Below are 23383 nucleotides of genomic sequence, written 5' to 3'. Positions count from 1 at the left end.
GAAGCCGCGGTCCTCGCGGGCTCGCCTCCACGGACCCAAATTCTCTACACTCACCTGGATCATGCTCGGTGTGTCACAAGTGTTACTGCTCGTGGCCGCATCGACCGGCGGATTCTCCGGCCTGTTCACGATGGCTGGCACGATCGGCTCCCTCACCGCCATCTATGTTTTGGCCACCGGCCGCCAGTCCTGGGCGGTCATCCCATCGCGCAGGATTGCAGGGGCAGTTCTGGCCGGGGCGCTCGTGGCGGTCATCGCGGGATCGTAGCTGGCAGCGGCATCCATCGACACAAATCTGGCGAGCACGAGTGCACAACCGACAGCAACTTCCGCACCGACACCGAGCGCGACCCGGACGCATAGCCCGAAGCCAACTCCCCTGGCCTTCACCGACGAAGCGCCGGTCGATCCGGCCACCACGATGCCGGCATCGGAAGCCGCGAGCATCGTTCTTGCCGATACCGCGGCGACCGACACCACGGCCGTCGCGCTGCTGGCGACCCTGCCAGTGAAGGGCCGGGCACCCGAGACTGGATACAACCGCAGCGGTGGCTTCGGTACCGCCTGGCTCGATGTCGACCGGAACGGCTGCGACACGCGTAACGATATCTTGGCTCGCGACCTCACTGTCACGGAAAAATCCGGAACCTGTCGCATTCTGACCGGAACGCTGATCGGGCCGTACACGGGGAAAACGATTAGTTTTGTGCGGGGAAACTCGACATCGTCGCTGGTACAGATCGACCACGTGGTAGCGCTGTCGAATGCGTGGCAGACCGGCGCTCAGCAACTCAGCCAGGCTCAGCGGGTGTCCCTAGCGAACGATCCACTCAACCTTCTCGCTGTGGATGGGCGCACGAACTCCAGCAAGGGTGACGGCGACACAGCCACATGGTTACCTCCGGTGAAGTCGTACCGGTGCGCCTATGTGGCACGCCAGATTTCGGTGAAGGCAACATACGGGCTGTGGGTGACACCGGCCGAGCACGACGCGATGACCCGAATTCTCAAGGCTTGCCCCGATGAACGGGCTACGGCATCCGCTTTCGCGCCCGCTCCCGTGGCCGTCGCGCCAGTACCTGTCGTCGTGGAACCGGCACCGGCCGCACCGGTTGCTCCGGCACCGGCACCGGCACCGGCACCGGCACCGGCACCGGCAAGTGCGTATTACGATAACTGCACTGCGGCACGAGCAGCGGGTGCTGCTCCGGTGCACGTTGGCGACGCCGGCTACGGACGACACCTAGACCGCGACGGCGACGGCGTCGGCTGCGAAAGCTAACGGACCGGAGACGCTGTCCGGCCGACCCAGCCATCGCCTCCGCCGTCATGGCGGGTCTAAGCGGTCGCAAAGCGGATGGCGCCCGGCACGCCGCCCACGTCGACGGCGGCCACGCCCTCGCTCAGACTCCGCGGCGCCCCGCGAACAGGGCGTGCAACAGGGGGGCTACCGACGCGACCATCAGCACGGTGCCGAGCACCGTGTCATCCGCTCGCAGCAGCACGCCGGCTATCAGCAGTACGCCGAAGAGAACAGCTGAGACCGCCTGTCGCACGGTGCGTTCGAGGCGCGCGACTCGTTTCTCGAGGCCCGGGATGGCGAACGCCACGCTGCCGTCTTCGATCCGGGTGATCAACCCGTCAAGCCGCTTCGGCAGGCGAACGGCGATCCCGACCGTCTCCACTGTCTGCTTGGCGATGTCCTGCACCAGGTTGCCGCTCTCGTCACGCAACAGCTGCGCGGCGTAGGGCTCGACCGAGTCCCAGAGGTTGAACGCGGGGTTGAGCGCACTGGCCACCCCGGAGGTGAGCGACATGGCGCGAATGAGGAGTAGAAAGTTTTCGGGCAGCTGAAACGGCAACGAGCGCACAACGTCGCCGAATTGCACGGCGAACTCGCGAAACTCGCGCGGGTCGACCTCGCGCAGTTCGGCGAATCCCATGCCACCGAAGCGAGCGAACAGGGTCGTCATCGCGCGTTCGAGTTCCGTCGTCTCGGCTGAGGGAAGGAGCACACCCACGTCGTTCATGGCATTGACCAGACCGCGCCCGTCACGCGAGGCGGCGGCGATTAGCATTTTGCGCAGCCCGGTGCGCGTGCTGGTGGGGATCTCACCCATCATCCCGAAGTCGATGAACGTCAGCTTCCAGCCGCGCTCACAGTCGGCGTCTGGGGTGACGAAGATGTTTCCGGGGTGTGGATCGGCGTGAAAGAACCCCATGGTGAACATCTGGTCGAACATGACCTCCGCGAAGACCGGGGCAACCTCTGTCGGGTCGATGCCCGCCTTGCGCAGGGCATCGACGTCGGTGATCTTGATCGCCGTTACGTCTTCGAGGGTGAGCACCCGGCGGGTGGTGCGCTCCCAGACGACGCCAGGCACGCCCACCCGGTCGTCGTCGGGAAAGGCCGCCGCGAAGCGTTCTGAACTGGCCGCCTCGTGCAGGTAGTCGATCTCTTCGAGGCTGGTCTGCGCGAACTCCTCGACCAGCGCGGGCATGTCGACCCGGTTGTACACCAGCCGAACATGGCTGAGCCACCCGCCCACCTTGCGCAGGGCCGCGAGGTCGACGTCGATGATTTCATCGATTCCCGGTCGCTGCACCTTGATGATGACGTCGGCGAGCCCGGTGTCAGCGGCATCGAGGGCGGTCAATCGCGCTCGATGCGCCTGCCCGAGCGATGCCGCTGCCACCGGCGTCTCGTCGACAAAGGAGAAGGCTCGCTCGAGCGGCATGCCCAGCTCTGTCTCGGCGGCCGCGCGAATGGCCGCAAACGGCACCGGGGCAACCTCGTCCTGCAGCCCCTCGAGTTCCTTGGTGATCTCGGGCGGCAACACGTCGAGGCGCGATGACATGAACTGCCCGACCTTGATCATGAGACCGCCCAGGTCGGCCGCGAGCACATGAAAACCCTTGGCGAAGTGTCGCATCCGCTTGGAGCGTGTGCGTTCCGCGATTTTCACCAGCCCGATGCGAGGCAGGAACAACTCGAACCACCACGTTATGGCCAGATACCAGCTGGCGAAACGCAGAATGCGGCGGTATCGGGCGCGCATGTTGCCCGCGCCCGAATTCGAATCGTAGCTACCTCGACGAGCCAGTGGCACCCCGTCAGTCCTGGGCGAGGATCGAGTAGAGCTTACGACGTGCGTCGTCAAGCACCATGACGGCCTGCTTGATCTGCTCCGGCGAGCCGGTGCGACCAACCTGCGCCGCTGCCTGGGCGAGCTCGATCCCAGCTTTCGGCAATGCCGCATGACCATGTCCGTGACCAGAATTGGGCGCTGTAGTCTCCCACGGCGCGCTCATGTCAGCGTCAGCGACAGCGGCGCGACCCTCATCGGTCAGGGAGTAGATCTTGCGGCCGTTGGACTCCTCGGCGCTGATCAGGCCCTCGTCGGCCAACAGCTGCAGGGTCGGGTAGACAGAGCCGGCGCTGGGCTTCCAGCTACCGCCACTGCGCTCTTCGATTTCGTGAATGATCTGGTAGCCGTGCATCGACTGCTCAGCGAGCAGCGCGAGCACCGCCGTGCGCACCTCACCACGGCCGGCGCGGGTGCCGGTCTGCTTTTCGAACCGCGAACGAAACTGCTCCATCGCCTGCCAGATGCCGTCGATGTTGCCAGCGTTGAACCCGCCGGTTGGATATGAATTGCCCATGATTGCCTCCTGTAAGTATTGCGAACGATATACAGCGATACGTCAACGATACCCAGCGATGCTTTCGAGCGATACACCTAAAACGAATGCTCAGGGCTGGCTCCCAGACATCGTTAATTTTAGCAATCAGCGTCGATCAAGAGAAAGGCGCGCGCGGGTCTAGCGTTGAATCATGGAACATCCAACACTGCCCGTCACCCACATCGTGAACGTTCGAGCCGACGCAGCGGTGGAACCCGGTCGACTCGGTCACAGCACGGTTCTCTCCTCTCCCGGGGTGCGGGTGGTTGTACTCACTTTTGAGGCCGACTTCATTCTTAAGAAACACTCAGCGCCCAAGATTTTACTGATGCAAGCCCTAGACGGATGCCTACGCGTCACCGCCGGCGGACAGGTCACCGACCTCGTGCCTGGCGCCCTACTGCGGCTCGATGCCGGCCTGGAGCACGAGGTCGAGGCGCGCGAAGAGTCACGACTGATGCTCACCCTGATCGGCTAGACGCCACGGATTTTCGAGCCACGTATTCGACGAACTACAGCACCCAGTCGAAGGCCTTCGCGGGTGAGCGGGCGCCCTGGGCGGCTTTCGAACGGTTCGGCTCGCCGAGTTCCATCAGCAACGTTTCCGATACGCGCACGAGTGACCCGAACACGTCGGGTGTCAGCCACGGCGGGCGTGTGGCAAAGAGGATGTCCTCGCTCGCGGTGTTGCCACTGGCTCCCGGCGCGAAGGGGCATCCGCCCAGACCACCGAGCGCTCCGTCCACCATGGTGGCCCCGGCGGAAATAGCCGCGAGCGTGTTCGCCACGCCCAGCCCCCACGTGTCGTGCCCGTGAAAAACAATCTCGCGGGCCGGCGTCTCGAGGCGCACACGCGTAATGAGTGACGACACCTGAGCCGGAACCGCCTGCCCGAGCGTGTCACAGATCACCACGTGCGCGGCCCCGGCTGCGCGTTCGTCTTGCGCAATCTGCACTACCCGCGACGGGTCGACCTGCCCGTCGAACGGGCACGTGAACGAGGTCGCGATGCACAATTGGATCTGCCCATCCACATCACGGCTGATCTCCACGGCCGCCGGCATGGCGGAAAGACTCGCCTCGGTGGTGCGGCCGATGTTGGCCTGGTTGTGGGCATCCGTTGCAGAGAAGCAGTACTGAAAGTTGCGGGCGCCCGCGGCGGCGGCGCGCTCCACATGCCGCGGCGTGGCGACCCATACCCAGCACCGCGCCAGCTCAGCGGGCGTGAGCTCCCCGAGCACCTCGAGGGTATTCGCCATCGATGGCACGAGGGCGGGCCGGGCCATCGACCCGACCTCCAGCGCCTCCACTCCGAGCGCGAGCAATGACCGAATGGTCGCGAGCTTGCGCTCGGTGGAGAGCATGCCGCCGGTGAGTTGCAGGCCGTCGCGCAGGGTGACGTCGCGCAGCACCGCGGTGGGTTCGAAACTGAACATCAGGCGGGCTGCAATTCGCTCATGATGTGGTCTATCTCGGCAGAAGTCTTGCCCAGAACCCGAGACAGCACCTCTCGAGTGTGTTCCCCGAGGTCTGGCCCGAGGGTCTTTATATCGAGCGAGCGTTCGCCGATCACCGGCACAATGCCGGGGAAACCCACGTCAGGCAAAACCTGCGACCCATCGGAGACATCGAAGCGCTGGATCATGTTGCGCGCCTCGTACTGCGAGTCCGCGCAGATGTCGGCGGCGGTGTATATAGGACCAGACGGAACCCCCGCCTCTTCCAAGACGCCCAAAGCCGCGCTCGCCGAAAGCCCCAACGTCCACGCCCCGATGGCGGCGTCGAGCTCATCCCGCCGCAGCCACCGCGCCGCGTTGTTCTGCAACTCCGGGTCGCGCCCGAGGTCGTCGCGGCCGATCACGTGCATGTAACGCTGGTAGATTGCATCCGCGTTGCCGGCGATCACGATGCTGGCGCCGTCACTGCAGAGGTAGGCGTTGGTGGGGGCGATGCCGTCCATCCGCCCGCCGACACGTTCCCGCGCTACGCCATACGCGGAATAGTCGGGTATCAGCGATTCCATCATCGACAGCATCGATTCGTTGAGCGCTACGTCGATGACGCGTTCGTGCAACTCGAGCGCAGCATCCGTTCGACCCTGTCGTACCTCGCGCTGAAACAGGGCCATGACCGAGCCGAAGGCCGCATAGAGCCCGGCGATCGAGTCGCCGATCGACACGCCGACCCGAACGGGAGGCCGGTCAGGGTCGCCCACGAGGTCTCGAAATCCGCCCATCGCCTCGGCGACCGCGGCGAATCCAGGGCGCTGCGAGAGCGGCCCGGTCTGCCCGAACGCCGACACCCGGGTGAGAATGAGGTTGGGATTCACCGCGTTCAACTCGGCGGGCCCAAGCCCCCACTTCTCCAACGTGCCCGGCCGAAAATTCTCGAGCACCACGTCGCAGTGCGCCACGAGTTCCAGCACGGTGTCGCGCCCCAGCTCGGTCTTGAGGTCGAGCACGATCGACTTCTTGTTGCGGTTGATGGTGCGAAACAGCATCGACGTGCTTCCGGCGTGCAGCCGCCAGTTGCGCAGCTCGTCCCCGGTTCCGGGGCGTTCCACCTTGATCACCTCGGCGCCGAAATCGGCCAGCATGCGCCCGGCCGTTGGCGCGGCAATGAAGTTGCCGAGTTCGAGCACACGTACACCGGCAAGCGGGGCCACGTTGGTCATATCAAGTCCTTCCAAGCGGATGCTGCGGCGCCCAACGTGGTTATTTTCCGCCGACGAACTCGTTGGTGTAGGTGGCGGCGAGGTCGATCTCGGCGTCACCGACCTCTGGGTTGGCGATGCGCTGCGTGTCGAGCACGGCCTCGGCACCGGCCTCGCTGTTGCGTCCGTCTTCGGTGAGCTGCGGCTTGAGCTCCTCAATGAGCGCGGCGTAGCGTTCGAGGTTTCCGCCGCTGAAGGTCTCCGGCATCTCGGCCGCGATCTCGGCTCCGGTGTGCTCGGCAATGTAGGCGAGCGTCTTGGTGAGCACGTTCGCGAGTTTCTGCGCGGTCTCGGGATTCTTCGCGAGCCAGTCGCTCTGCGCGTAGAACGACGACGACGGCCACATGTCGGTGTCGTAATGCTCCTCCACGCCTGCGGGCGAGCGCAGGTCGGCGAGGCTCACGGTTTCGGCGCCGGTGCGCTCCGCGAGCACGGACACGTCGGGTTCGAGCATCACGCCGGCCACAACTCCACCCGACTCCATGGCGGCCACAGCGGAGGCCCCGGCCCCCATCGCGACGACACTGACGCCATCGGGGTTCAAGCCCGCCTCCTCGAGCAGAAAGCGAAGCATGGTGTGGGTGGAGGAGCCCGGCGCAGTGACGCCAACGCTCTTGCCGATGAGGTCGTCGAGGGACTTGATCTCGGAGGTTGATCCTGGAGCCACGACGAGGGCGATGGCGGGTGACTTGCCCATCTGTACGAACGAGGTGATGCTCTGGTTCTTCGCCTGCATCTGAATGGTGTGCTCGTAGTAGCCGCTCACTACGTTCACGCTGCCGCCGAGTAGCGCGGTGAGGGCTTTCGACCCACCCTGCAGATCTTGCAGATCAACGTCGAGTCCCTCCTCCTCGTAGTAGCCGAGCTGCTCGGCGAGGGTGGTGGGCAGGTAGGTGAGCAGGGTCTGGCCGCCGATGCCGATGGTGACCTTGGGGGTGGCTGCGGCATCCGCTCCCCCGCTTGCGGTACTGCTGCAGCCGGCGAACAGGGTGGCGGTGAGCAACGCTGCGGCGGCCACGGTGAACTTTTTGGGCAGGGACACGGTGTTCTCTTTCTCTAGGAGGATCAGTATTTACGCGCCGGGAACCGGGCGCCAGCGCAGCAGGTAGCGTTCGAGCCGGTTCACGCCGAGGTCGACGAAGAGCACCACGATCATGAGGATGAACATGCCCGCGAACACGCCTTCGGTGTCGAACACGCCCTGGGCCTGAGCGATGACGTAGCCGACGCCAGCGGCGGCGCCGAGGTATTCGCCCACGACCGCGCCCACGATGGCGAAGCCCACGCTGATGTGCAGACTGGAGAAAATCCAGGTGAGGGCGCTCGGCAGCACGACGTGCTGAATGAGGTGGCGTTCGGTGGCGCCGAGCATGCGGGCGTTGTCGAGCAACACCCTGTCGACGCTTTTCACGCCCTGCAGCACGTTGAAGAACACGATGAAGAAGACCAGGGTGACGCCGAACGCCACCTTCGACTCGATGCCGAGCCCGAACCACAAGAGGAAGATGGGCGCGAGCACCACGCGGGGCAGGGCGTTGAACATTTGCACGAACGGTTCAAACAGCCGCTCGAGAAAACGCACCCTGGCCAGCAGAAAGCCGAGAATAAGGCCGAGCCCGGTGCCGATGATGAAGGCGTAGAGGGCTTCCTGCAGGGTGATCCAGAGGTGCGGAAAGATGAACCCGGTCACGATCCAGTCCCACACGGCCACGCCGATGGCGCTCGGCAGCGAGAAGAAGAACGTATCGATCACGCCGGCCCGGCCGAGAATTTCCCAGGCACCGAGCACCACCGCGGTGAGCAGCAGCTGGTAGAAGCGCATCAGCGCCGCGGGCGTTTCGCTGCGAGGCCGGGCCGCGCCGCTGCGGGGCCGGCGGGCAGCGGATGCGGCGGGCGCGGCATCCGTTCGAGTAGTCGTCGTTGACATGTCAGGCCGCCTTTGCCGCGTAGGTCTTGGCCACTTCGTCGCGCAGCTTGCCCCAGATCTCCCGGTGCAGTTCGACAAACTGCGGGTCGTCACGAATCTCGAGCAGGTTGCGCGGGCGCGGCAAGGTGATGTCGTAGCGGGCCACCACGTGGCTCGCGGGGCCGGCGCTGAGCAGCACGACCTCGTCGCTGAGGGCGATGGCTTCGTCGAGGTCGTGGGTGATGAAGATCACGGCCTTGCCCGACTCCTGCCAGATGTCGAGCAGCTCGTTCTCCATGATCTGGCGGGTCTGCACGTCGAGGGCGGAAAAGGGTTCGTCCATGAGCAGAATGTCGGGGTTCACGATCCAGGCCTGCGCGATGGAGGTGCGCTTGCGCATGCCGCCGCTGAGCTGGTGCGGGTAGCGGTCTTCGAAGTTCGACAGGCCCACCTTGGCGAGCCAGCGGCGCGCCTCGGCGGCCGCTTCCTTCTTGCCAACGCCGCGCATGATGAGGCCGAGCGACACGTTGTCGAGCACGGTCTTCCACGGCAGTAGGGCGTCTTGCTGAAACATGTACGAGGCTCGGCGGTTGACGCCCACCACCGGGGCGCCGAAACTGCGCGCCTCGCCCTGGCTCGGCGCCATCAGCCCAGCGGCCATGTTGAGCACCGTGGACTTGCCACATCCTGTTGGGCCAACGATCGACACAAACTTGCCCGGCATCACCGTGAGGTCGATGCCCTTCACCGCGAAATACGAGCCGCCTTGGGGCGTCACGAACTCCTTGGTGCAGGCATCGAGCTGAACCGCCGGTACGTGCGCTGTTTCTGTTGACGTCATCGTCATGCATTCCTTACAGGCCGGGTGTCGAGATGCTCACTCGCATTGAGAGTGAACCACTCGCAATGTGGTTACATGAACCCTAGTGGCGTTTTGCACCCGAACGCAATGAATAATGGCTCTGTGACAAACGAACGTTTCGCTCGCAGAGCGCAGACAAGGACACCTCGTGACTGAAACAGCTGGCAACCGCATTTTGGTGCTGGGCAAGATTCGCCAAATCATGGACTGCTTCACCGTGGAGGAACCCACCCTGTCGCTGAGCGCGATTCGCAAACGCGCCGGACTACCCGAGAGCACCACGCAGCGCCTCGTTCAGAACCTGGTGTCGGAGGGCTTTCTCGACCGCGACGGCAGCGGCTACCGCATTGGTCTGGGCGTGGCGCGCTGGGCGATCAATGCCACACAGGGCCTCGACGTGATCCAGGCCTCCCGCCCGATGCTGCAGACCCTGCGAGAACAGACCCAGGAGTCATCGGTGCTCTATGTGCGCTGGCGGCAGTACCGAACCGTCGTGGCCACGGCGCGCTCGCCGCGCGCCATCTCCCGCGTGCTCGAGGTGGGCACCGTCATGCCACTGCACCTGGGTTCGGCCGGCAAGGTCTTTCTGGCCTTCGATGAATTCGCCCGACAGGAGCTGCTGACCGTTGCGCCGGAGGAGGCGCTGCCCGCCGAGCTGCTGGATCAGATTCGCACCCAGGGCTGGGCGTCGTCGTTCGAGGAGCGCGAGCCCGAAGTCGCCTCGGTGAGCTCCCCCGTCTTCGACCACCACGGCAATGTGGTGGCCGTGGTGGGCATCGTAGCCCCGTTTTCAAGGCTCAACGAGGCGACCGCGGTTCCAGGGTATACGGAGCCGGTCGTTGAGTGCGCGGCGCTGATCTCGGCGGCGTTGGGGTTTGAGAGAATAGGACCATCATGAAGACCCTCCTCAATATCATCTGGTTCGTGCTCTCAGGCTTCTGGCTGTTCCTCGGCTACATGGTGGCCGCGGTCATCATGTGCGTGCTCATCGCCACCATCCCCTGGGGAATTGCGGCCGCGCGCATTGGCGTCTACGCCCTCTGGCCGTTTGGCAAGACCGTGGTTGAGACGCCGAATGCCGGCGTCGCGTCGCTTCTCGGCAACGTCGTCTGGGTCATTCTGGCCGGCTGGTGGATCGCCCTCGAACATTTGATCTCGGGCATCGCTCTCTGCTTCACCATCATTGGTATCCCTTTCGGAATCGCCAACTTCAAGCTGATTCGGGTGGCCCTGATGCCGCTCGGTAAGCAGATCGTCGACACGCCGTAGCGTTCAGGTAATGCCGTCGGCGATCAGGAGCTGAGTGCGCGCGTGCGTGCCGCCATGCGCTTTTGACGTGCCCGACGAAAGAGTACGAGAAAGACCACGACAGTCGCGGCACCGACACCGGCAACCACCCACATATACCCGATACTCCCGACTGCCGCAAAGAGCAGCGCGCCGATCGTGAGCACCAAGGCCAAGAAGGCGAGGGTGAGGTAGCGGTCGTCCAGCCTTTTGAACGGATGCATAGGCTCAAGCTGTTGCTCTAGTGGCGGCTCGGTCACGGGTTCCCAGACCACGATGAAGAACGTGGCGATAGGCCCAAGTAACAACGAGACCAGAAACCAGTTCCAGCGGGAACGGTTCTTCTGTTCGGCCAGGCCCGCATTGACGAGGGCAAGCACAAACCAGCCGCCGCCGTTGAGCCACCAGCCGTTCTGCTGCGGTGCCTGATTGACGATCTCGCTCACGAAGTTGTGCATGCGTCATGCTCCCACGAATGGCGGCAGCGCGCTGATGTAGCGGTTGTGCCGCAGCTCCTCAGAACCGTCGTACGTTTCGCCCGATGGCGATGGTCAACTAGGTGGGTTCCCATCCAGCGGCCCACAGACTTTCTCCGGCGTAGTAGTCACCGCTCCAGACAAGGCAGCCATCGTCACTCTTAGGTTCATGCGGCGACGACGGCGCGCTGCAGGGAGCTACCCTGCGAACTCAAATTCGATGGTGACCTCAGGGTCAATGCTTGCGATGATTCCGGAGTAGAACGCCGTGGCCTGTTCCTGCAGCTCTGCCTCGTTTTGGTTGATGTACTCCTGCTTGTTCTCGTCGCTGAGAATGTTGTTGATCATTTCAGTTTGCGCGGCTCGCGGTGCCAGCCAGCCCAGCGCGTTGTTGCTCTCGAGGGCGTCTTTAAACACGACATCGTCAAAGCCGATGCCGATGAATTTAGGAATACTCACGCGAAACGACTCGGGGCCGGTGGGTTCGATCTTCACCTGTGACCCATCGAAGCCCAACTTTGCGTCGAACTCATACTGGAGAATCGTCGTTTTCTCGCTCTCGGGTACGACCACACCTAGAATCTCTCGATTGTCTTCTCGCGTCTTGATGCCTTCGATGTGAAGGCTCAGCAAGGTGATCTCTTGCACGCGCGTGACGGACTGAATCACCTGCGAATCGCGTTCGCTCGAGCTGCTGCTGAACAGCGAGCTGAGAGCGAGAGCGTTGATCCCCCCGAATGCGAAAGAGGCGCCCATCCCCGCGACAACCAGCACGGTGATCAGCAGAAGAGGCCAGAGCAGAACCCGCGCTTTGAAAAAGATCATGACTATTCAGTCTCCAGTGTCATTCGACGTCGAAACGCCGTCGCAATACCGCGCGGTGGAACGGCCACAACAAATCGCAGCGACAAGCCCCTTCTCGAACCATATCGGTAAGCAGCACCTGGCCGGTTATGGCGCGTTCCACCGATCCTGAGTCTGCAGCTGCGGCGGTGCTCATCAGCGCCCCGGCAACTCTCATCCAGCCTTCGAGCGGGAGAATATCCGGCCGCGGTTTCTGCTTCAGTTGCGTCTACTCATCACGTTGATCAACGTTCTCCTGACCACACCCGTCTGGTCAGCAAAGGGTCTCGTCGAACGCCACTATTGCCGCTGCCAGGGAGGCTGATTCGTAACCCTCGATCAATGCAGACGCCGTCGTGTCCCGCAGGTTTGTCACTTCAGCCGTGGGATTCGTGATGGCAGATGTAAGTTGCAGAAGCTGCTCAAGATCGGCCTGAGTCTTCGGTGTTCCATAGCCCGACATGGCCAGGGCAAGGTTGCAGACGGCCCGCACATCGCTGTCACCATAGGCCTTCATTTCCTCGAGCCAACGCGCGGCATTCTTCTCCGCACCAGCAGAACCGCCTCCTACAATGAGTTCGGTCTCGTTTGCAGATCGGCCGAGCATGCGCCCCAGATCATCGAGGCTGCTCGTGCCACTTCGAGCGCAACTGGAGCCCGTGAGGAGAAACCCCGCAAGTACGAGCACCAAGAACGTGCGGGCTGAGGCGTGCGGCCGCTTGGGCGATGCTAAGCGGATGCTGTCATGTGTCATGTCGATCCCACCCCATTCGTTGGTTTCTCCGGCGATGCCGGTGCTCGCTCTTTGGCTAGACCGTCCGAAACGAGTCCTGAGCCCGATCCTGGCACCGGTGTCGTCTGCATTTTCTTCTGCTCTAATGCGATCTCCGCACGGGTCAGCTGGGCGTTTGCCTGTAGGTCTTGTGCGGCTTGAACCCCCGAAGTAGCGGCCCGCTGCCCGAAGTAAAAGCCGACGATTGCGATGACGACCGTCGACAGCGTGGCGAAAATCGTCTCGGCAAAGTCAGTGCTTGCGCCAGAAGCCGGCGCCAGCACCACATCGTAGGTTCGCCCTGTTCCGTCGGCGGCGCCGGCCTCGGCTACATTGACGCTGATGACGCGTTCAGAGGGAAAGCCCGCGAGTGTGCTTTCTGAAACTCCGGTGGATTTCGCGAGGGCAGTGTTGCTCGGTTCGCCTGCGCCCACGTTACCCATCGCCACAGCTCCCATCCGAATCGACGCAGGCAGCATACTCCTGAGACTCACGTAGCGCTCTGGTGGGAGCAGACCTGCAGGCCGCTGAAGACCTTCGACACGAACTCCCGTTACAGGCCGGAGGAACTGGACCAGGTGAGATCGGCCCCGAGAACATCAGGAACGCGATTGGGTCTAACGGACGATTCGATCAACCTGCGAGCGGGAGAATATCCGGCCGCGGCTTCTGCTTCTCATTCCACAAGTCGTACGCGGTCTGCATTCCCAGCCAGAGTTCCGCGCTCGTCCCCAGTAGCAGACTCAGCCGCACCGCCATGTCTGCGGTCACGCCAGAATGGCCATGGCGAATGCGAGACAGCGTCGCACGAGTGACGCCGAGGCGTCGCGCGGCCTCGGCCAGGCTGATCTCCCCGAGGTAGTCCTCAAGGAGCAGGCCCGGGTGCGGCGGGTTGTACATTCCGGTCATCTTCATTCCTTTCGTGTCGATTTGATTCAGTGATAGTGCACGTAGTCAAGGAGCACGACGTCAGTGCCCTCGAACGTGAAGGTGAGGCGCCAATTTCCCGAAACTCAAATCGCGTAGTGCCCGTGCACGTCGCGACCCGACTCGCCGTCCCCATGCAGCACGTGCGGCCGCCAGGACGGCGGTACATCGTCAACCGACACGGCATTGTCAAGCACGGCGAGTTGCCGTTGTAGTTTTGCAGCGTGATCCGGGCGAATTCCCGCCTTGCTGCCCGACTCGTAGAACCGCGCGAGTCCCTTGTGTCGAAACGATTTGATCACAGACTAACCGTATGCTGATGCTATACGTATAGCAAGAGTGTACGCGCTGGCCCGGTCCCGCGTAGCCCGAGACAGCTCCACGTGTATCGTGCGGGCTTGAATCCGGCGGTGATTCGCCCTTTGATCTGCAGGTGTTTCGCGAGCGCGACAGTGAAGCCGTTCAGTCAAGGTTCGCTCGGTGGGCCGCCGCATCGAACTCCGCAATGCGCTGCCGAAGTTGCAGCGCCTCAAGTGACGCGGCGAAGGCTTGTTCAAACGCGGCAGCGTCCTTCGAGCGGATACCGTAGAGCCGACTCACCCACTCCCCCACCTCGATCCGGATATGACTCCAGAACAGGCCGCGGGTGACGACGACAGCCTCGACATCCTCAACCGCGGTCACAATAGCGACGCCACCGAGAGTGACCGTGACCTTGTCGCCGTGGAGTGCGAGTTTCCAGTCGCCGGCGCGTGTGAGTGCCTTGCCCCAGGCGGATGGCTGCCAAGTCGGCGGCATGCTGGCTGTCCTCTCGCTAGCTCGGCGAATTCGATCCGGTTGCAGGGCCCACGGCTGAATGGCCGTGCAGTCCAACAATCGTCCTGAGTGCGCGAGGCGGGCTCCAGCCCGTACTCCGCACTCTAGTAAACACGTAGCCCGTCCACGGCCCTCGGACAGGGCTCATTTAGGGAGGTTCTGGCGAATCAGAGCGCCACGGCATTGATCACCGCCGACAGGTGAAAAGTAGAACGCTTGGCCAGCCTGGCCGGCCATTGAGGTATCGACTCCCGGCCGCGCTCGCGACCGTCGTCGTATTTTGCGATTCTCAGCGGAGCCAGGATGAGTTGAGGGCAGAGTCGCGATACATATTGACGGGTCGATGCCGTGGAGCAGCTTGCAGCCGTGGCGGTCGAGCAGGCAGCGGTCGAGCAGGGCAAGGTAGTCCTGGTGTTCGGCCGGTCCGCTAATTTCGGGCAGTCGCACGCTGCTGCGAGCCAGAAAAGCGGATGCCGTCTGCTTAGTCGCTCTCGAAAAATCAATCTCTAGCATCGCCTATGCCTGACGATTATCGGCATCCAGTTCGGCATCGCCAACTTCAAACTGATTCCCGTCGCGGGCATGCCGCTCGGCAGGGAGATCGTCCACACTTAGACACTGATCAGAAACAGGTGTAGCAAGGCCCCACGGCCGCCGTTGCGAGAAGTCCGTGCGTTGCAGGGGCAGCACCACCGCCTCCCCGCAACGAGGCGGCGCCCCGATCAAGTACATGCCGATAAGCTCACGTGTATATAAAGGCGGGGGGCGTATGTCGGCAGGCGGATCGGCATGGAGCGAAGCGACGCGTCAGCTGGCGCTCTCAGAAGCGCACGCGCTCGCCGCTGAATCCTCGCGGGCCAAGGCCGCCAACTACTTCGCCGCAGCCGACAGCGAAAAACGCATCGCCCACGTTCTCGCCCCACTCGCCGCGGCTGGCTACCATTTCCTGCCTGATCGCCAGTGGCCCGGCAGCCGTCGCGCTCAGGTAGACATGGTCGTCGTCGGGCCCGGCGGCCTGTTCATCGTGGACACCAAAGCTTGGAAGGACCCGACCATCGCGGCGGGCCGGGTATTCCGCGGGCAAGCCGATGTCACCGACGAGTTCGACGGTCTGGCCGACCTCGCTTGGAAGACGGAGGCGGCTCTGGCCGAGATCGGCCTCGCCCCAGGCGAGGTGCGGCCCGTGGTCGTTTTCGCCGGGCACAAGGGGGTGAACGCGTCTGTCGGCAACGTCGAGATTGTGGGTGAAGGCGACATCGTGCGCCACATCGCCCGCCGCGGACAGCGGCTCACCGCGTCTGCCGTCGAGCAGGTGTTGGCCGCTGCGATCAAGTACTTCCCCTTGATCGGCGAGCCGGCACCAATCGATGTGACCCTGCCCGAACCGATCATCGGCCCGCAACCAGCTCTTAATCTAGACCATCTTCCGAGCGAGAGCGACATCGAGGCAGCGATCCTCGAGGGACTTCTTGCCCCTCCAATCGAAGAGTGGATGACGTTCCTGCATCCCGACCAGGCCAAATTGGTGCGCCGCAGTTTCAACGGGCCCTCCCGCATCCGTGGGGCTGCCGGAACCGGCAAGACCGTCGTGGGGTTGCACCGTGCCGCTTACTTGGCACGGTCCCAGACGAACGCCCGCGTGCTCGTGACCACTTTCGTGCGCACGCTGCCCGATGTGCTGAGCAACCTGCTCGGCCGCATGGCACCGGATGTCGCGGGTCGCGTGGAGTTCAGCGGCGTTCACCAGTTCGCCCGCAAAGTGCTCGACGAGCGCGGCATCGACGTGCGCGTCAAACCAAAGTTGGCCGATCAGGCCTTCAACGATGCCTGGAAGCAGACCAGCGGCCCGCTCATGGCGATCGACACCAGTTCCCGGTATTGGCGGGAGGAGCTTGATCACGTGATCAAGGGCCGAGGTCTCACCACCTTCGATGAATACGCCGACTGCGCCCGCATTGGCCGGCGCCGCCGCCTCACTTTCGACCAGCGCCACTCGGTCTGGGCGCTTTATCAGCGCTACGAATCACTTCTGCGCACCCGCAACGTACATGATTACGCCGACCTGATTTTGCTCGCCGAAGCGGCTCTGCGCGCTAAACCGATGGTCGGGTACACGGCCGTCATCGTCGACGAGGCTCAGGACCTGTCGTGCGCAATGATCCGCATGCTCGCCTCCGTGGCCGGTGACGGTGCGGATGCTTTCACCCTGATCGGCGACGGCCAACAGACCATCTACCCCGGCGGCTACACCTTGGCCGAGGCCGGCCTCTCTGTCGCCGGCCGCGGGGTGGTCATGGACGTGAACTACCGCAACACCGCCGAGATCCTCGCCTTGGCGACCCGCGTCGTCGACGGAGCCAGCTACGTCGACATCGAAGGTGCCGCAGCCGACACCGCCGCGATCATTTCGCCGCGACACGGCGAGCGTCCCCTCTTCGCCCGGGCGCGCACCCGAATCGAGCACGATGGCAAACTGGTGCAGCACATCCGCCGGGCCGCGCAGAGTGTGAGTGTGGGCTGGGGTGACGTGGGTGTGCTCTGCTTCACGACCTGGCAGGTGCGTGACGCGGTAATGCTGCTTCGCACCGCGGGGATTCCCGTGGTCGAACTCACCGACTACGACGGTGGCCCGACGGGTGCTGTGAAGGTCGGCACGATCAAGCGCGCCAAGGGGCTGGAGTTCAAGCAGGTGCTGCTGCCCTGGATCGCCGAACACCTGATGTTCCCGGGCATTACCGGAGCGGGGTGGACCGATTCTCAGATCGAACGCGACGAGCGCGACCGCCGCGAACTCTTCGTGGGTATCACCCGAGCTCGTGACGGGGTGTGGGTCGGCTGCATCGCGGCGCAGGGATCGTCTGCGTGACCTACCCAATCCCCAACTGCACCACGCGCTACTCGTACACGTCCCGGCGATGGCCGACGGTGACCACGACCACCACAAGGATGTCGTTGCGGATGGTGTAGATAATCCGATAGCTGCCCACCCGCACCCGATAGCCGTCCCGTCCTTGCAACGCTCTCGCCCCCGGCGGGCGGGGGTCTTCGCCCAGCAGGGCGATGGCGCCTTGTACCCGACCGCGGTCCTGCGGATCAATGCGACGCAACGCTTTGACCGCTGCCGGGCGCAATTCGATCCGGTATTTGCTCACATCCAGCCGAGATCCGCTTTGACCTGCTCCCAGGGAATGTTGTCGCCCTCGTCGGCCATCGCCACATCAAACGCCGCGACATCCTCAGCATCCTCAAGCGCTTCTTGCATGCGTGCATACTGCTCGGGGCTCACCAGCACAGCAGCGACTTTTCCGCGACGCTCCAAGAAGACGGCCTCTGAGCTGGCCTGGGCAATCAACTCGGGTAGGCGCGCCCTGGCGTCGGTGACGCTTGACTTCGACATGCCTCAAATGTACATCAGCGTGATCGCGATGTACATGTGCAGTGCAGATCTGCAGCCGGGCGCAAGGCAAGGGCCAGACGGCGTCTGTTAGGCGCCGTCCGCGTGCGCTCGTGCCGCCATCCGCTTTGCACGGGCACGTTGAAAGAGCACGAGAAGTGCCATGGCAACGAACGGCAAGATTCCCGCCCACAACTTCACGGCTGCCACTCCTGCGAATTGCGATGCAATCATTGAACCAATAATGGCGGACCCCCGGGTTCTTCTTGCTTTTTTCCTGTCGGCTCGGTTATTTCGCGGACGGTCCAGACCGCACCGCAAACAGAGCGGACGAGCCACCCGAGCCCTTGACAGGCACTTCGAACTGTAGCGACACACGAAGCGTGCGCGCGGCCCACGGATGGGGCTGTCCATGGGGTGTCGAGAGGGCGCTGGTGCGCTCCCGACACCGGAAGTTGTTCGCGATCACGACTCAAGTCACGCACCTGCGAATTGTTGCAGACATGCCAAAGCCATCGTCGCTCATCGGCTTTCTCAAGGCGCTTCCGAACTCGGGCCGAGAAACGCTAGTCGTCGTAGCCTTCCCCGCGATACCGGTCAGGCTGCGATCTGCTCCGCCAGGGGATTCCCGTGCGGTGCGGAAGTGTCAATCGCTGAATTGAACGCACTCTGCACGATGGCCGTACCGATAAAGCCGAGCAACAGAAGCAGCCAAAAGGTGGCGTGCCGACTGATCCCCCCGTTTGTTGTCTGTTCAACGCCGACAGCGTACTTCCAGATCCACCAGATGCTAGCGATTGGCACAATGATGAGCCATGCAGTGGGGATTCTGCTCTGGGCGATGAGATTGATTTCGTTCTTGGTTTTAACGAACCAGACCAGGTTATAAATGCCAAAAGTGACGATCGGTAGAAGCAGCGGTGCTGCCGGGCTGCGACGATTCATTATGGCTCCCCATAGATTGCAATATTTTTCAAGAATGACAGGTTAGGTAATTACCTAGGCGCGTTTCGCGCCCCCACTTTGGGCTGATCACACCCGGGCAGATCAAGGGCGGATGGGCGCCTCCGGGTCCGGCATCATCGCGTCGTACCGCTCGTCGTCATCGAACATGCGCTTGGTCTTGCCGCGCACGTCTTTCACGTAACGCCCCATGGAGGCACTCATGTTCGATACCGCGTCGGTACTCGCCATGAAGGTCATAGAGCTGCCGGCGTCAAACCCGAGGCGTTCACCCGACAGCACTGCGTTTTGGTTAGCCCCGAGAAACATGAAGTCCCAGTTGTACTGCTCTTTCTGGCGCGTAACGAGAGCGCGCACGGCGTCGAGGCCGAACTCGCGGCTGGAGTTCTCGTCGCCGTCGGTGACGACCACGACCTGCACGATTTCGGGGCGGGCGTGTTCGGGCAACGCAGCCAGAACCCGACCGAAGCCAGTTACCGACTGACCAATGGCGTCAAAGAGCGCCGTGGCGCCCCGCGGCTCGAGCGAGATCGTGACGTTCTTCGGGTCGGCCAACGAGCACTGCGTTTCAATCTCAGTGTCGAACGTGACGATGTCGACGGTGAGCATGCCCGGCTCGGCCGCCTGCTCGGCGAGCATCGTGGTGAGGCCGCCCACCATGTCATCGCGGATGCCTGTCATCGAGCCACTGCGATCGATGACCAGCAGCATGGCGGTGTAGTTCGGATCAGTCATGGTGTTCCCCCTTCAAAGTTGCTCCCGGCGGGAACAAGATGAGTGTCGCAGGAGCCACCGACACTGCTCCGTGCACGGCGCTGAGGCGCCAATTCAGTGGCGTCAGGCTGCTCCGCGCCGCCCTAAGGTGCGGCGATCGCTCTCGATACCGGCCGTCGAGGAACGCGTGTGCCCAAACCAGCTGGTCGCCACGTGGCTCGCGCGATCGCAAACTTTCCGCATAAGCAAATTTCGGGCGATGGCTCTTCCCTGCGCGCAGCCCTCAGAGAGCTGGTAGAACTGCAGTATGTATTCGCACGAACAGGAGCAGGCGCTTCGCCTCGAGATCTTTCGCCTACTCGAGGAGCGAGAGGTCACTGGGCAATACGAATTCGGTCGTGACGAGCTCGCAAATTTCTACATCGGCGAGCTCCGGCTCCCATTGATCGATCGCGGCAGGGGAATCCGAAATCCCGCCGAATTCAGCTCCACGCTGAGCATCATGACGACCGTCGACGGTCCGTACGCAGACGTGCTCGATACCGCAGCGTTCGTGAAGTACGACTATCGAGCGGGGAACAGCAGCGACAACGTCAAGCTGCAGCGGGCACATCAGCTTGAAGCTCCTCTCATCTATTTCGAAGCCATCCGCACGGGCGTCTACGCAGCTCATTACCCCGTATACGTGGTCGCGGATGACCCCGTCGCACGGGTATTCACAATCACGATGGACGAGTCTCTTCGCTTTTTCGGTGACCCCACCACGCTGCCACCCGACCAACGTGCGTACGCCGAACGCACCGTGCGAGCAAGACTTCACCAACCCGCATTTCGTGCCAAGGTCATGCATGCGTATGCCGACAGCTGTGCCGTTTGCTCCCTAAAGCATGTCTCGCTCCTCGACGCCGCCCACATCATTCCTGACGGCGAAAGAGATGGCTTTGCACGCGTGACCAACGGATTGGCGCTCTGCAAAATCCACCACGCCGCGTACGACCGAGATCTTCTGGGAATCACGCCCGACTTCATCGTTCGCATCGACCATGCACTTCTCGATGAGGTCGACGGACCGATGCTGCGGCATGGGCTTCAGGACATGCACGGAAGAGCGCTCGTGCTCCCCCGCCGCGCTGCCGATCGCCCTTCCCGAGAGGCACTGGCCACGCGATACGAACAGTTTGCGGCTTAGTAGTCGCCTTATTCCGATGTGCCAATGGCCTGGACGTCGGCCCTAGGCGTGCACTCCACGGCAACCCTTATCGACTCAGCTACGTCCGTCGGCGCCTCATGCTCCCAGAACCGCACGACCGTCCAACCCGCCTTCTCGAGCGCACGATCCGTGTCTGCGTCACGTTCCCGGTTTCTGTTGACCTTCGCATCCCAGAAATCCCGGTTGGCCGACGGGCGCGTGTAGTGCTCGGGGCAACCGTGCCAGAAGCATCCGTCGATCAGCACGGCGATCTTCTTCCTCGTGAAGACGATGTCGGCCGTGCGGCGCAGCTCCGGAAGCGGGCGCACGTTCACCCGGTAGCGCAGTCCCTGGGCATGCAATATTCTGCGCACGGCCAGCTCGGGTAACGTGTCGCGCGCCTTGTTGCCTTGCATTGATCGTCGCGTCGCCGGGGTTGTCGCCCACGACGAAGGCTGTTTCGTCATCGCGCCCATCATGCCGCGAATTCCGTCCTACGACACCTGAGCCTCTCGTTTCAGTCGACGGATATAAACACCCGTGAGTTTCTCGTCGAAGCGCTCAGTCTCCGCGTCCGACACGGCGGCCTCGTCTCCGGTAGCTCGACTCCCGAGCCGCACCAGGTCGGCCGCGGTCAAGGCGGGCCAGCCATGCACGATCCGGCGCCACTCGGCCGGAACAGCGGATGCGCCCCACCGCGCTCCGAGCAGACCACCGGCGATCGCCGCCACGGTGTCAGTGTCGCGGCCACCGCGCACCGCGGCTTCGAGTGCGAGACGCAGGTGCGTCGCATCCGTCGCTTTGGTGGTGCTGATCGCCGACCACGCGCCCTGCAGCGCCTCGACCACCCAGCCGTTGTGAGCGAAGTCTGACGGCTGGCTAATTTCGGCCACCGCGATACGGGTTTCCCAGAGGTCCCGCCGGTCGTCGGGCAGAAACTGAAGGCCTACGCGCACGTCAAGTTCGCCCTCAAGCACCGCGTGCCGAATGGCGAGGCACCAGAGCACGCAGGCATCGCCGGCATCCGCCTCATAGTGGGTGAGGCTGCTGATGGAGCGGTGCGCATGAGCGAGCCGTTGCCGCCGCTGCGCCCGGTGCGTTCGTGGTGCGCCTTCGCGACCGAACGCACAGCGGATGCCGTGGGCTCGGTCTTCGACAGCACCGCCCGCAGCTGAATCCCCACGTCGGGCGCCATCTTTGCCCACTGAACCCATTGGGCGACGATGCCGTCGACAACGTTCTCGTCGCGGAGGTCCAGACCGTCCGCGGCAGCCTGGGCGATGGGAACGGCCATGGAGGTGTCGTCGGTCCACTCCCCCGGTGCCCAGGCGAAGCCCCCTCCGCCCTTCATGAACACCGGGGTGCTCGCCGACAGAGGAGGACCGAATTCGTACCCGGCGCCGAGCGCGTCGCCGCAGGCCATTCCGAGGAGCACGCCGGCGGCGCGGTCGCGTTGGGCGGTGTCGAGGTGTTCGCGTGTTTACTTCATCTGGTCTCCCCTGTTTTTTAGATCATATTTGATCTATTACCAATATAGATCACATCTGAGATAATTACCGAGTGACCATCTACCGCGACAGTTCCGACAAGCTCTTAACCGACTATCCGCGCCCTTCGGTGGCTGTGGACACGGCCGTTCTCTCGGTGAAAGATGGCAAGCTCTGTGTGGCGCTCGTGCAGAACCAGACTGGGTGGCGCCTGCCCGGAACGTTCGTGCACGAGCGCGAAACCCTTGCCGATGCCGTACTCCGTTCACTGAGCGACAAGGCCCATATTATGGGCCTGCACCCGCGCCAGTTGCATGTTTTCGACGCCCCAGAACGGGATGATCGTGGTTGGGTGATCTCAGTGGCGCACCTCGTAGTAGTGCCGCCGGCATCCGTCTCGCACGACGACCTGAAACCGGTGTCAGAGGTTCGTGACCTGATCTATGACCACGAACTGATTCTCGAGTTGGCGGTAGGCACACTGCGGACTTCATACCGGGCCTCGGCCGACCCAGAGCGACTGCTTGGCCCGGAGTTCACCCTGCTCGAACTGTTGCGCCTGCACTCGGCGATTGCGGGTGAACCGCTCGGCAAGGACACCTTCCGTCGGCACATGCTGGGCCAGCTCGTCGAAACGGATGCCTACCGGCCCGGCCTGGTCGGTAAGCCGGCGAAAGTGTTTCGGCACGCAGAGCCCTGAGACGTCCGGCCTGAGCAAACGATCAGTCAGAGCACTTCGTTGACATCGGCGGTTGCGACTATACCTCGCATGTCTGTCCAAGCGGATTGCAACATCGGCGTGACATCTGTGCCGATCACCAAGACCTTCCCAACCCGGACGGTGACGGAGTTCGTGTGTGCTTGGAACCTTCCATGCATTTTGACGTCTTCAATCGACCATTCCTTGGCCAGGGTGACCCGGTTGTCTGTGACAAGGACGAATAAGCACACGTCATAACCGTCGGACCTGATCGCGGAGAACGTCTGCGATGGGCTGGTACTCGGGACTACGTTTCGCACCTTAACCTGTACCCGGCGACCGTCACCCGCGAGCAGGTCGTACGACTTCGCAGAGTTCTTCTCAAGCCTTCCCTCGTAAGCGATCGAGGCCGCGTATTCGGCAAGGTCACCGACCGGGGCGTTCTTGGTGCGAACGAGGCCGCGGTGGCGCAGCTCGTCAAGGATCTCGGAGTAGGTGTCGATAAGTTCCCCGACACTCATGGCGTGAAGCTCAGAGTGGGTCATTGTGAGATCCTGTCAGACGCTGCCGCGGAATTTGTCAAGGTGAATGAGGCCAGTGGGAGTTTAGGCGGCTAGTTCGAGTCGGTCATTCTCGGTGGGTTTGTCGGC

At 63.1% G+C, this 23383-nt stretch carries 29 protein-coding genes and 2 pseudogenes; 9 read left to right on the top strand and 22 right to left on the bottom strand.

Annotation, left to right across the window (positions count from 1 at the left end):
- The first annotated feature begins 70 nt into the window (after positions 1-70).
- Together CXY70_RS18190 and CXY70_RS02650 are read left to right on the top strand one after the other, a co-directional pair.
- The gene (locus CXY70_RS18190; protein WP_146066033.1) at positions 71-268 is read left to right on the top strand and encodes a hypothetical protein; all 198 of its coding nucleotides are present in this window, start codon (positions 71-73) and stop codon (positions 266-268) included.
- 153 nt (positions 269-421) lie between these two features.
- Entirely contained in the window at positions 422-1282 is an 861-nt protein-coding gene (locus tag CXY70_RS02650; RefSeq protein WP_104190840.1) for a DUF1524 domain-containing protein, read from the top strand.
- A gap of 121 nt (positions 1283-1403) precedes the next feature.
- Here the strand turns inward: CXY70_RS02650 and CXY70_RS02645 are convergent, their stop codons facing one another.
- Positions 1404-3059: an AarF/ABC1/UbiB kinase family protein gene (locus CXY70_RS02645; RefSeq protein ID WP_104190839.1), complete on the bottom strand. Its 1656-nt coding sequence runs from the start codon at positions 3057-3059 to the stop codon at positions 1404-1406.
- A gap of 55 nt (positions 3060-3114) precedes the next feature.
- Complete coding sequence (locus CXY70_RS02640; protein WP_104190838.1) at positions 3115-3663, bottom strand: PadR family transcriptional regulator; 549 nt, start codon at positions 3661-3663, stop codon at positions 3115-3117.
- Positions 3664-3835: 172 nt separating this feature from the next.
- Here CXY70_RS02640 and CXY70_RS02635 point away from each other — a divergent pair, with 172 nt between their 5' ends.
- On the top strand, positions 3836-4162 hold the full coding sequence (locus CXY70_RS02635) for a hypothetical protein (RefSeq protein ID WP_104190837.1): 327 nt from the start codon (positions 3836-3838) through the stop codon (positions 4160-4162).
- Positions 4163-4196: 34 nt separating this feature from the next.
- On the opposite strand, the gene CXY70_RS02630 is transcribed toward CXY70_RS02635, so the two are convergent.
- Genes CXY70_RS02630 through CXY70_RS02610 form a run of 5 tightly spaced genes read right to left on the bottom strand, consistent with a single transcriptional unit; the run spans position 4197 to position 9144 of the window.
- Positions 4197-5120, bottom strand: a complete 924-nt coding sequence (locus CXY70_RS02630) for a hydroxymethylglutaryl-CoA lyase (protein ID WP_199183351.1) — start codon at positions 5118-5120, stop codon at positions 4197-4199.
- On the bottom strand, positions 5120-6358 hold the full coding sequence (locus CXY70_RS02625; protein ID WP_104190835.1) for a CaiB/BaiF CoA-transferase family protein: 1239 nt from the start codon (positions 6356-6358) through the stop codon (positions 5120-5122). The genes CXY70_RS02630 and CXY70_RS02625 overlap by 1 nt, the downstream gene beginning before the upstream one ends.
- Positions 6359-6398: 40 nt before the next feature.
- Positions 6399-7439, bottom strand: coding sequence for an ABC transporter substrate-binding protein (locus CXY70_RS02620; protein ID WP_158250887.1), 1041 nt, complete (start codon positions 7437-7439; stop codon positions 6399-6401).
- A 30-nt stretch (positions 7440-7469) separates the two neighbouring features.
- Positions 7470-8324 carry an ABC transporter permease gene (locus CXY70_RS02615; RefSeq protein ID WP_199183350.1) on the bottom strand — a complete coding sequence of 285 codons (855 nt, stop codon included), beginning with the start codon at positions 8322-8324 and terminating at the stop codon, positions 7470-7472.
- Position 8325: 1 nt separating this feature from the next.
- Positions 8326-9144, bottom strand: coding sequence for an ABC transporter ATP-binding protein (locus CXY70_RS02610; RefSeq protein WP_104190832.1), 819 nt, complete (start codon positions 9142-9144; stop codon positions 8326-8328).
- A gap of 169 nt (positions 9145-9313) precedes the next feature.
- Between CXY70_RS02610 and CXY70_RS02605 the strand changes: the two genes are divergently transcribed.
- Positions 9314-10063, top strand: a complete 750-nt coding sequence (locus CXY70_RS02605) for an IclR family transcriptional regulator (protein WP_198417811.1) — start codon at positions 9314-9316, stop codon at positions 10061-10063.
- A complete protein-coding gene (locus CXY70_RS02600; RefSeq protein ID WP_104190831.1) occupies positions 10060-10434 on the top strand; it encodes a YccF domain-containing protein in 375 nt (124 codons plus the stop codon). Before CXY70_RS02605 ends, CXY70_RS02600 begins: the two co-directional genes overlap by 4 nt.
- A gap of 23 nt (positions 10435-10457) precedes the next feature.
- On the opposite strand, the gene CXY70_RS18185 is transcribed toward CXY70_RS02600, so the two are convergent.
- The 8 genes from CXY70_RS18185 to CXY70_RS17465 all read right to left on the bottom strand — a co-directional run bounded on the left by CXY70_RS18185 (position 10458) and on the right by CXY70_RS17465 (position 14799).
- Positions 10458-10910: a hypothetical protein gene (locus CXY70_RS18185; RefSeq protein WP_233205704.1), complete on the bottom strand. Its 453-nt coding sequence runs from the start codon at positions 10908-10910 to the stop codon at positions 10458-10460.
- Positions 10911-11126: 216 nt separating this feature from the next.
- Positions 11127-11753 (bottom strand): hypothetical protein, encoded by a 627-nt coding sequence (locus CXY70_RS02590; protein ID WP_104190830.1) that lies wholly within the window; start codon positions 11751-11753, stop codon positions 11127-11129.
- A gap of 292 nt (positions 11754-12045) precedes the next feature.
- Positions 12046-12378, bottom strand: coding sequence for a hypothetical protein (locus CXY70_RS02585; protein ID WP_158250886.1), 333 nt, complete (start codon positions 12376-12378; stop codon positions 12046-12048).
- Positions 12379-12521: 143 nt separating this feature from the next.
- Positions 12522-13022, bottom strand: a complete 501-nt coding sequence (locus CXY70_RS02580; protein ID WP_158250885.1) for a hypothetical protein — start codon at positions 13020-13022, stop codon at positions 12522-12524.
- Between the two features lie 154 nt (positions 13023-13176).
- Complete coding sequence (locus CXY70_RS02575; RefSeq protein ID WP_104190892.1) at positions 13177-13452, bottom strand: HigA family addiction module antitoxin; 276 nt, start codon at positions 13450-13452, stop codon at positions 13177-13179.
- Between the two features lie 104 nt (positions 13453-13556).
- A complete protein-coding gene (locus CXY70_RS02570; RefSeq protein WP_199183349.1) occupies positions 13557-13772 on the bottom strand; it encodes a type II toxin-antitoxin system RelE/ParE family toxin in 216 nt (71 codons plus the stop codon).
- A 160-nt stretch (positions 13773-13932) separates the two neighbouring features.
- Positions 13933-14268 (bottom strand): hypothetical protein, encoded by a 336-nt coding sequence (locus tag CXY70_RS02565; protein WP_104190827.1) that lies wholly within the window; start codon positions 14266-14268, stop codon positions 13933-13935.
- Between the two features lie 162 nt (positions 14269-14430).
- Positions 14431-14799 carry a hypothetical protein gene (locus tag CXY70_RS17465; protein WP_146066031.1) on the bottom strand — a complete coding sequence of 123 codons (369 nt, stop codon included), beginning with the start codon at positions 14797-14799 and terminating at the stop codon, positions 14431-14433.
- A 3-nt stretch (positions 14800-14802) separates the two neighbouring features.
- On the opposite strand from CXY70_RS17465, the pseudogene CXY70_RS18545 reads away from it, so the two are divergent.
- A pseudogene (locus tag CXY70_RS18545) lies at positions 14803-14901 on the top strand (YccF domain-containing protein); the annotation flags it as partial.
- A gap of 154 nt (positions 14902-15055) precedes the next feature.
- The gene (locus CXY70_RS02555) at positions 15056-17152 is read left to right on the top strand and encodes a nuclease-related domain-containing DEAD/DEAH box helicase (RefSeq protein WP_104190826.1); all 2097 of its coding nucleotides are present in this window, start codon (positions 15056-15058) and stop codon (positions 17150-17152) included.
- A gap of 28 nt (positions 17153-17180) precedes the next feature.
- Here CXY70_RS02555 and CXY70_RS02550 read toward each other — a convergent pair whose 3' ends face one another.
- The 4 genes from CXY70_RS02550 to CXY70_RS02535 form a co-directional block, all read right to left on the bottom strand.
- Positions 17181-17438 carry a type II toxin-antitoxin system RelE/ParE family toxin gene (locus CXY70_RS02550; protein WP_092338846.1) on the bottom strand — a complete coding sequence of 86 codons (258 nt, stop codon included), beginning with the start codon at positions 17436-17438 and terminating at the stop codon, positions 17181-17183.
- Positions 17435-17683, bottom strand: a complete 249-nt coding sequence (locus CXY70_RS02545) for a type II toxin-antitoxin system Phd/YefM family antitoxin (RefSeq protein WP_104089781.1) — start codon at positions 17681-17683, stop codon at positions 17435-17437. The genes CXY70_RS02550 and CXY70_RS02545 overlap by 4 nt, the downstream gene beginning before the upstream one ends.
- A gap of 594 nt (positions 17684-18277) precedes the next feature.
- A complete protein-coding gene (locus tag CXY70_RS02540; protein WP_104190825.1) occupies positions 18278-18625 on the bottom strand; it encodes a DUF4234 domain-containing protein in 348 nt (115 codons plus the stop codon).
- Positions 18626-18727: 102 nt separating this feature from the next.
- The gene (locus tag CXY70_RS02535) at positions 18728-19378 is read right to left on the bottom strand and encodes a vWA domain-containing protein (RefSeq protein WP_104190824.1); all 651 of its coding nucleotides are present in this window, start codon (positions 19376-19378) and stop codon (positions 18728-18730) included.
- A 286-nt stretch (positions 19379-19664) separates the two neighbouring features.
- Here CXY70_RS02535 and CXY70_RS18180 point away from each other — a divergent pair, with 286 nt between their 5' ends.
- Complete coding sequence (locus tag CXY70_RS18180) at positions 19665-20546, top strand: HNH endonuclease (RefSeq protein WP_104190823.1); 882 nt, start codon at positions 19665-19667, stop codon at positions 20544-20546.
- An 8-nt stretch (positions 20547-20554) separates the two neighbouring features.
- Here CXY70_RS18180 and CXY70_RS02525 read toward each other — a convergent pair whose 3' ends face one another.
- Together CXY70_RS02525 and CXY70_RS02520 are read right to left on the bottom strand one after the other, a co-directional pair.
- Complete coding sequence (locus tag CXY70_RS02525; protein WP_199183347.1) at positions 20555-21013, bottom strand: very short patch repair endonuclease; 459 nt, start codon at positions 21011-21013, stop codon at positions 20555-20557.
- Positions 21014-21040: 27 nt separating this feature from the next.
- A pseudogene (locus CXY70_RS02520) lies at positions 21041-21969 on the bottom strand (ADP-ribosylglycohydrolase family protein).
- A gap of 137 nt (positions 21970-22106) precedes the next feature.
- Between CXY70_RS02520 and CXY70_RS02515 the strand changes: the two are divergent.
- A complete protein-coding gene (locus CXY70_RS02515; protein WP_104190822.1) occupies positions 22107-22733 on the top strand; it encodes an NUDIX hydrolase in 627 nt (208 codons plus the stop codon).
- Between the two features lie 26 nt (positions 22734-22759).
- On the opposite strand, the gene CXY70_RS02510 is transcribed toward CXY70_RS02515, so the two are convergent.
- Positions 22760-23278 (bottom strand): hypothetical protein, encoded by a 519-nt coding sequence (locus CXY70_RS02510; protein WP_104190821.1) that lies wholly within the window; start codon positions 23276-23278, stop codon positions 22760-22762.
- Positions 23279-23383: the final 105 nt, after the last annotated feature.

Source organism: Cryobacterium sp. Y82 (genome assembly GCF_002929495.1).
Classification (GTDB): domain Bacteria; phylum Actinomycetota; class Actinomycetes; order Actinomycetales; family Microbacteriaceae; genus Cryobacterium; species Cryobacterium serini.
The sequence above is the reverse complement of the archived record's forward strand: the minus strand, read 5'-3'. Positions and strand labels throughout refer to the sequence as shown.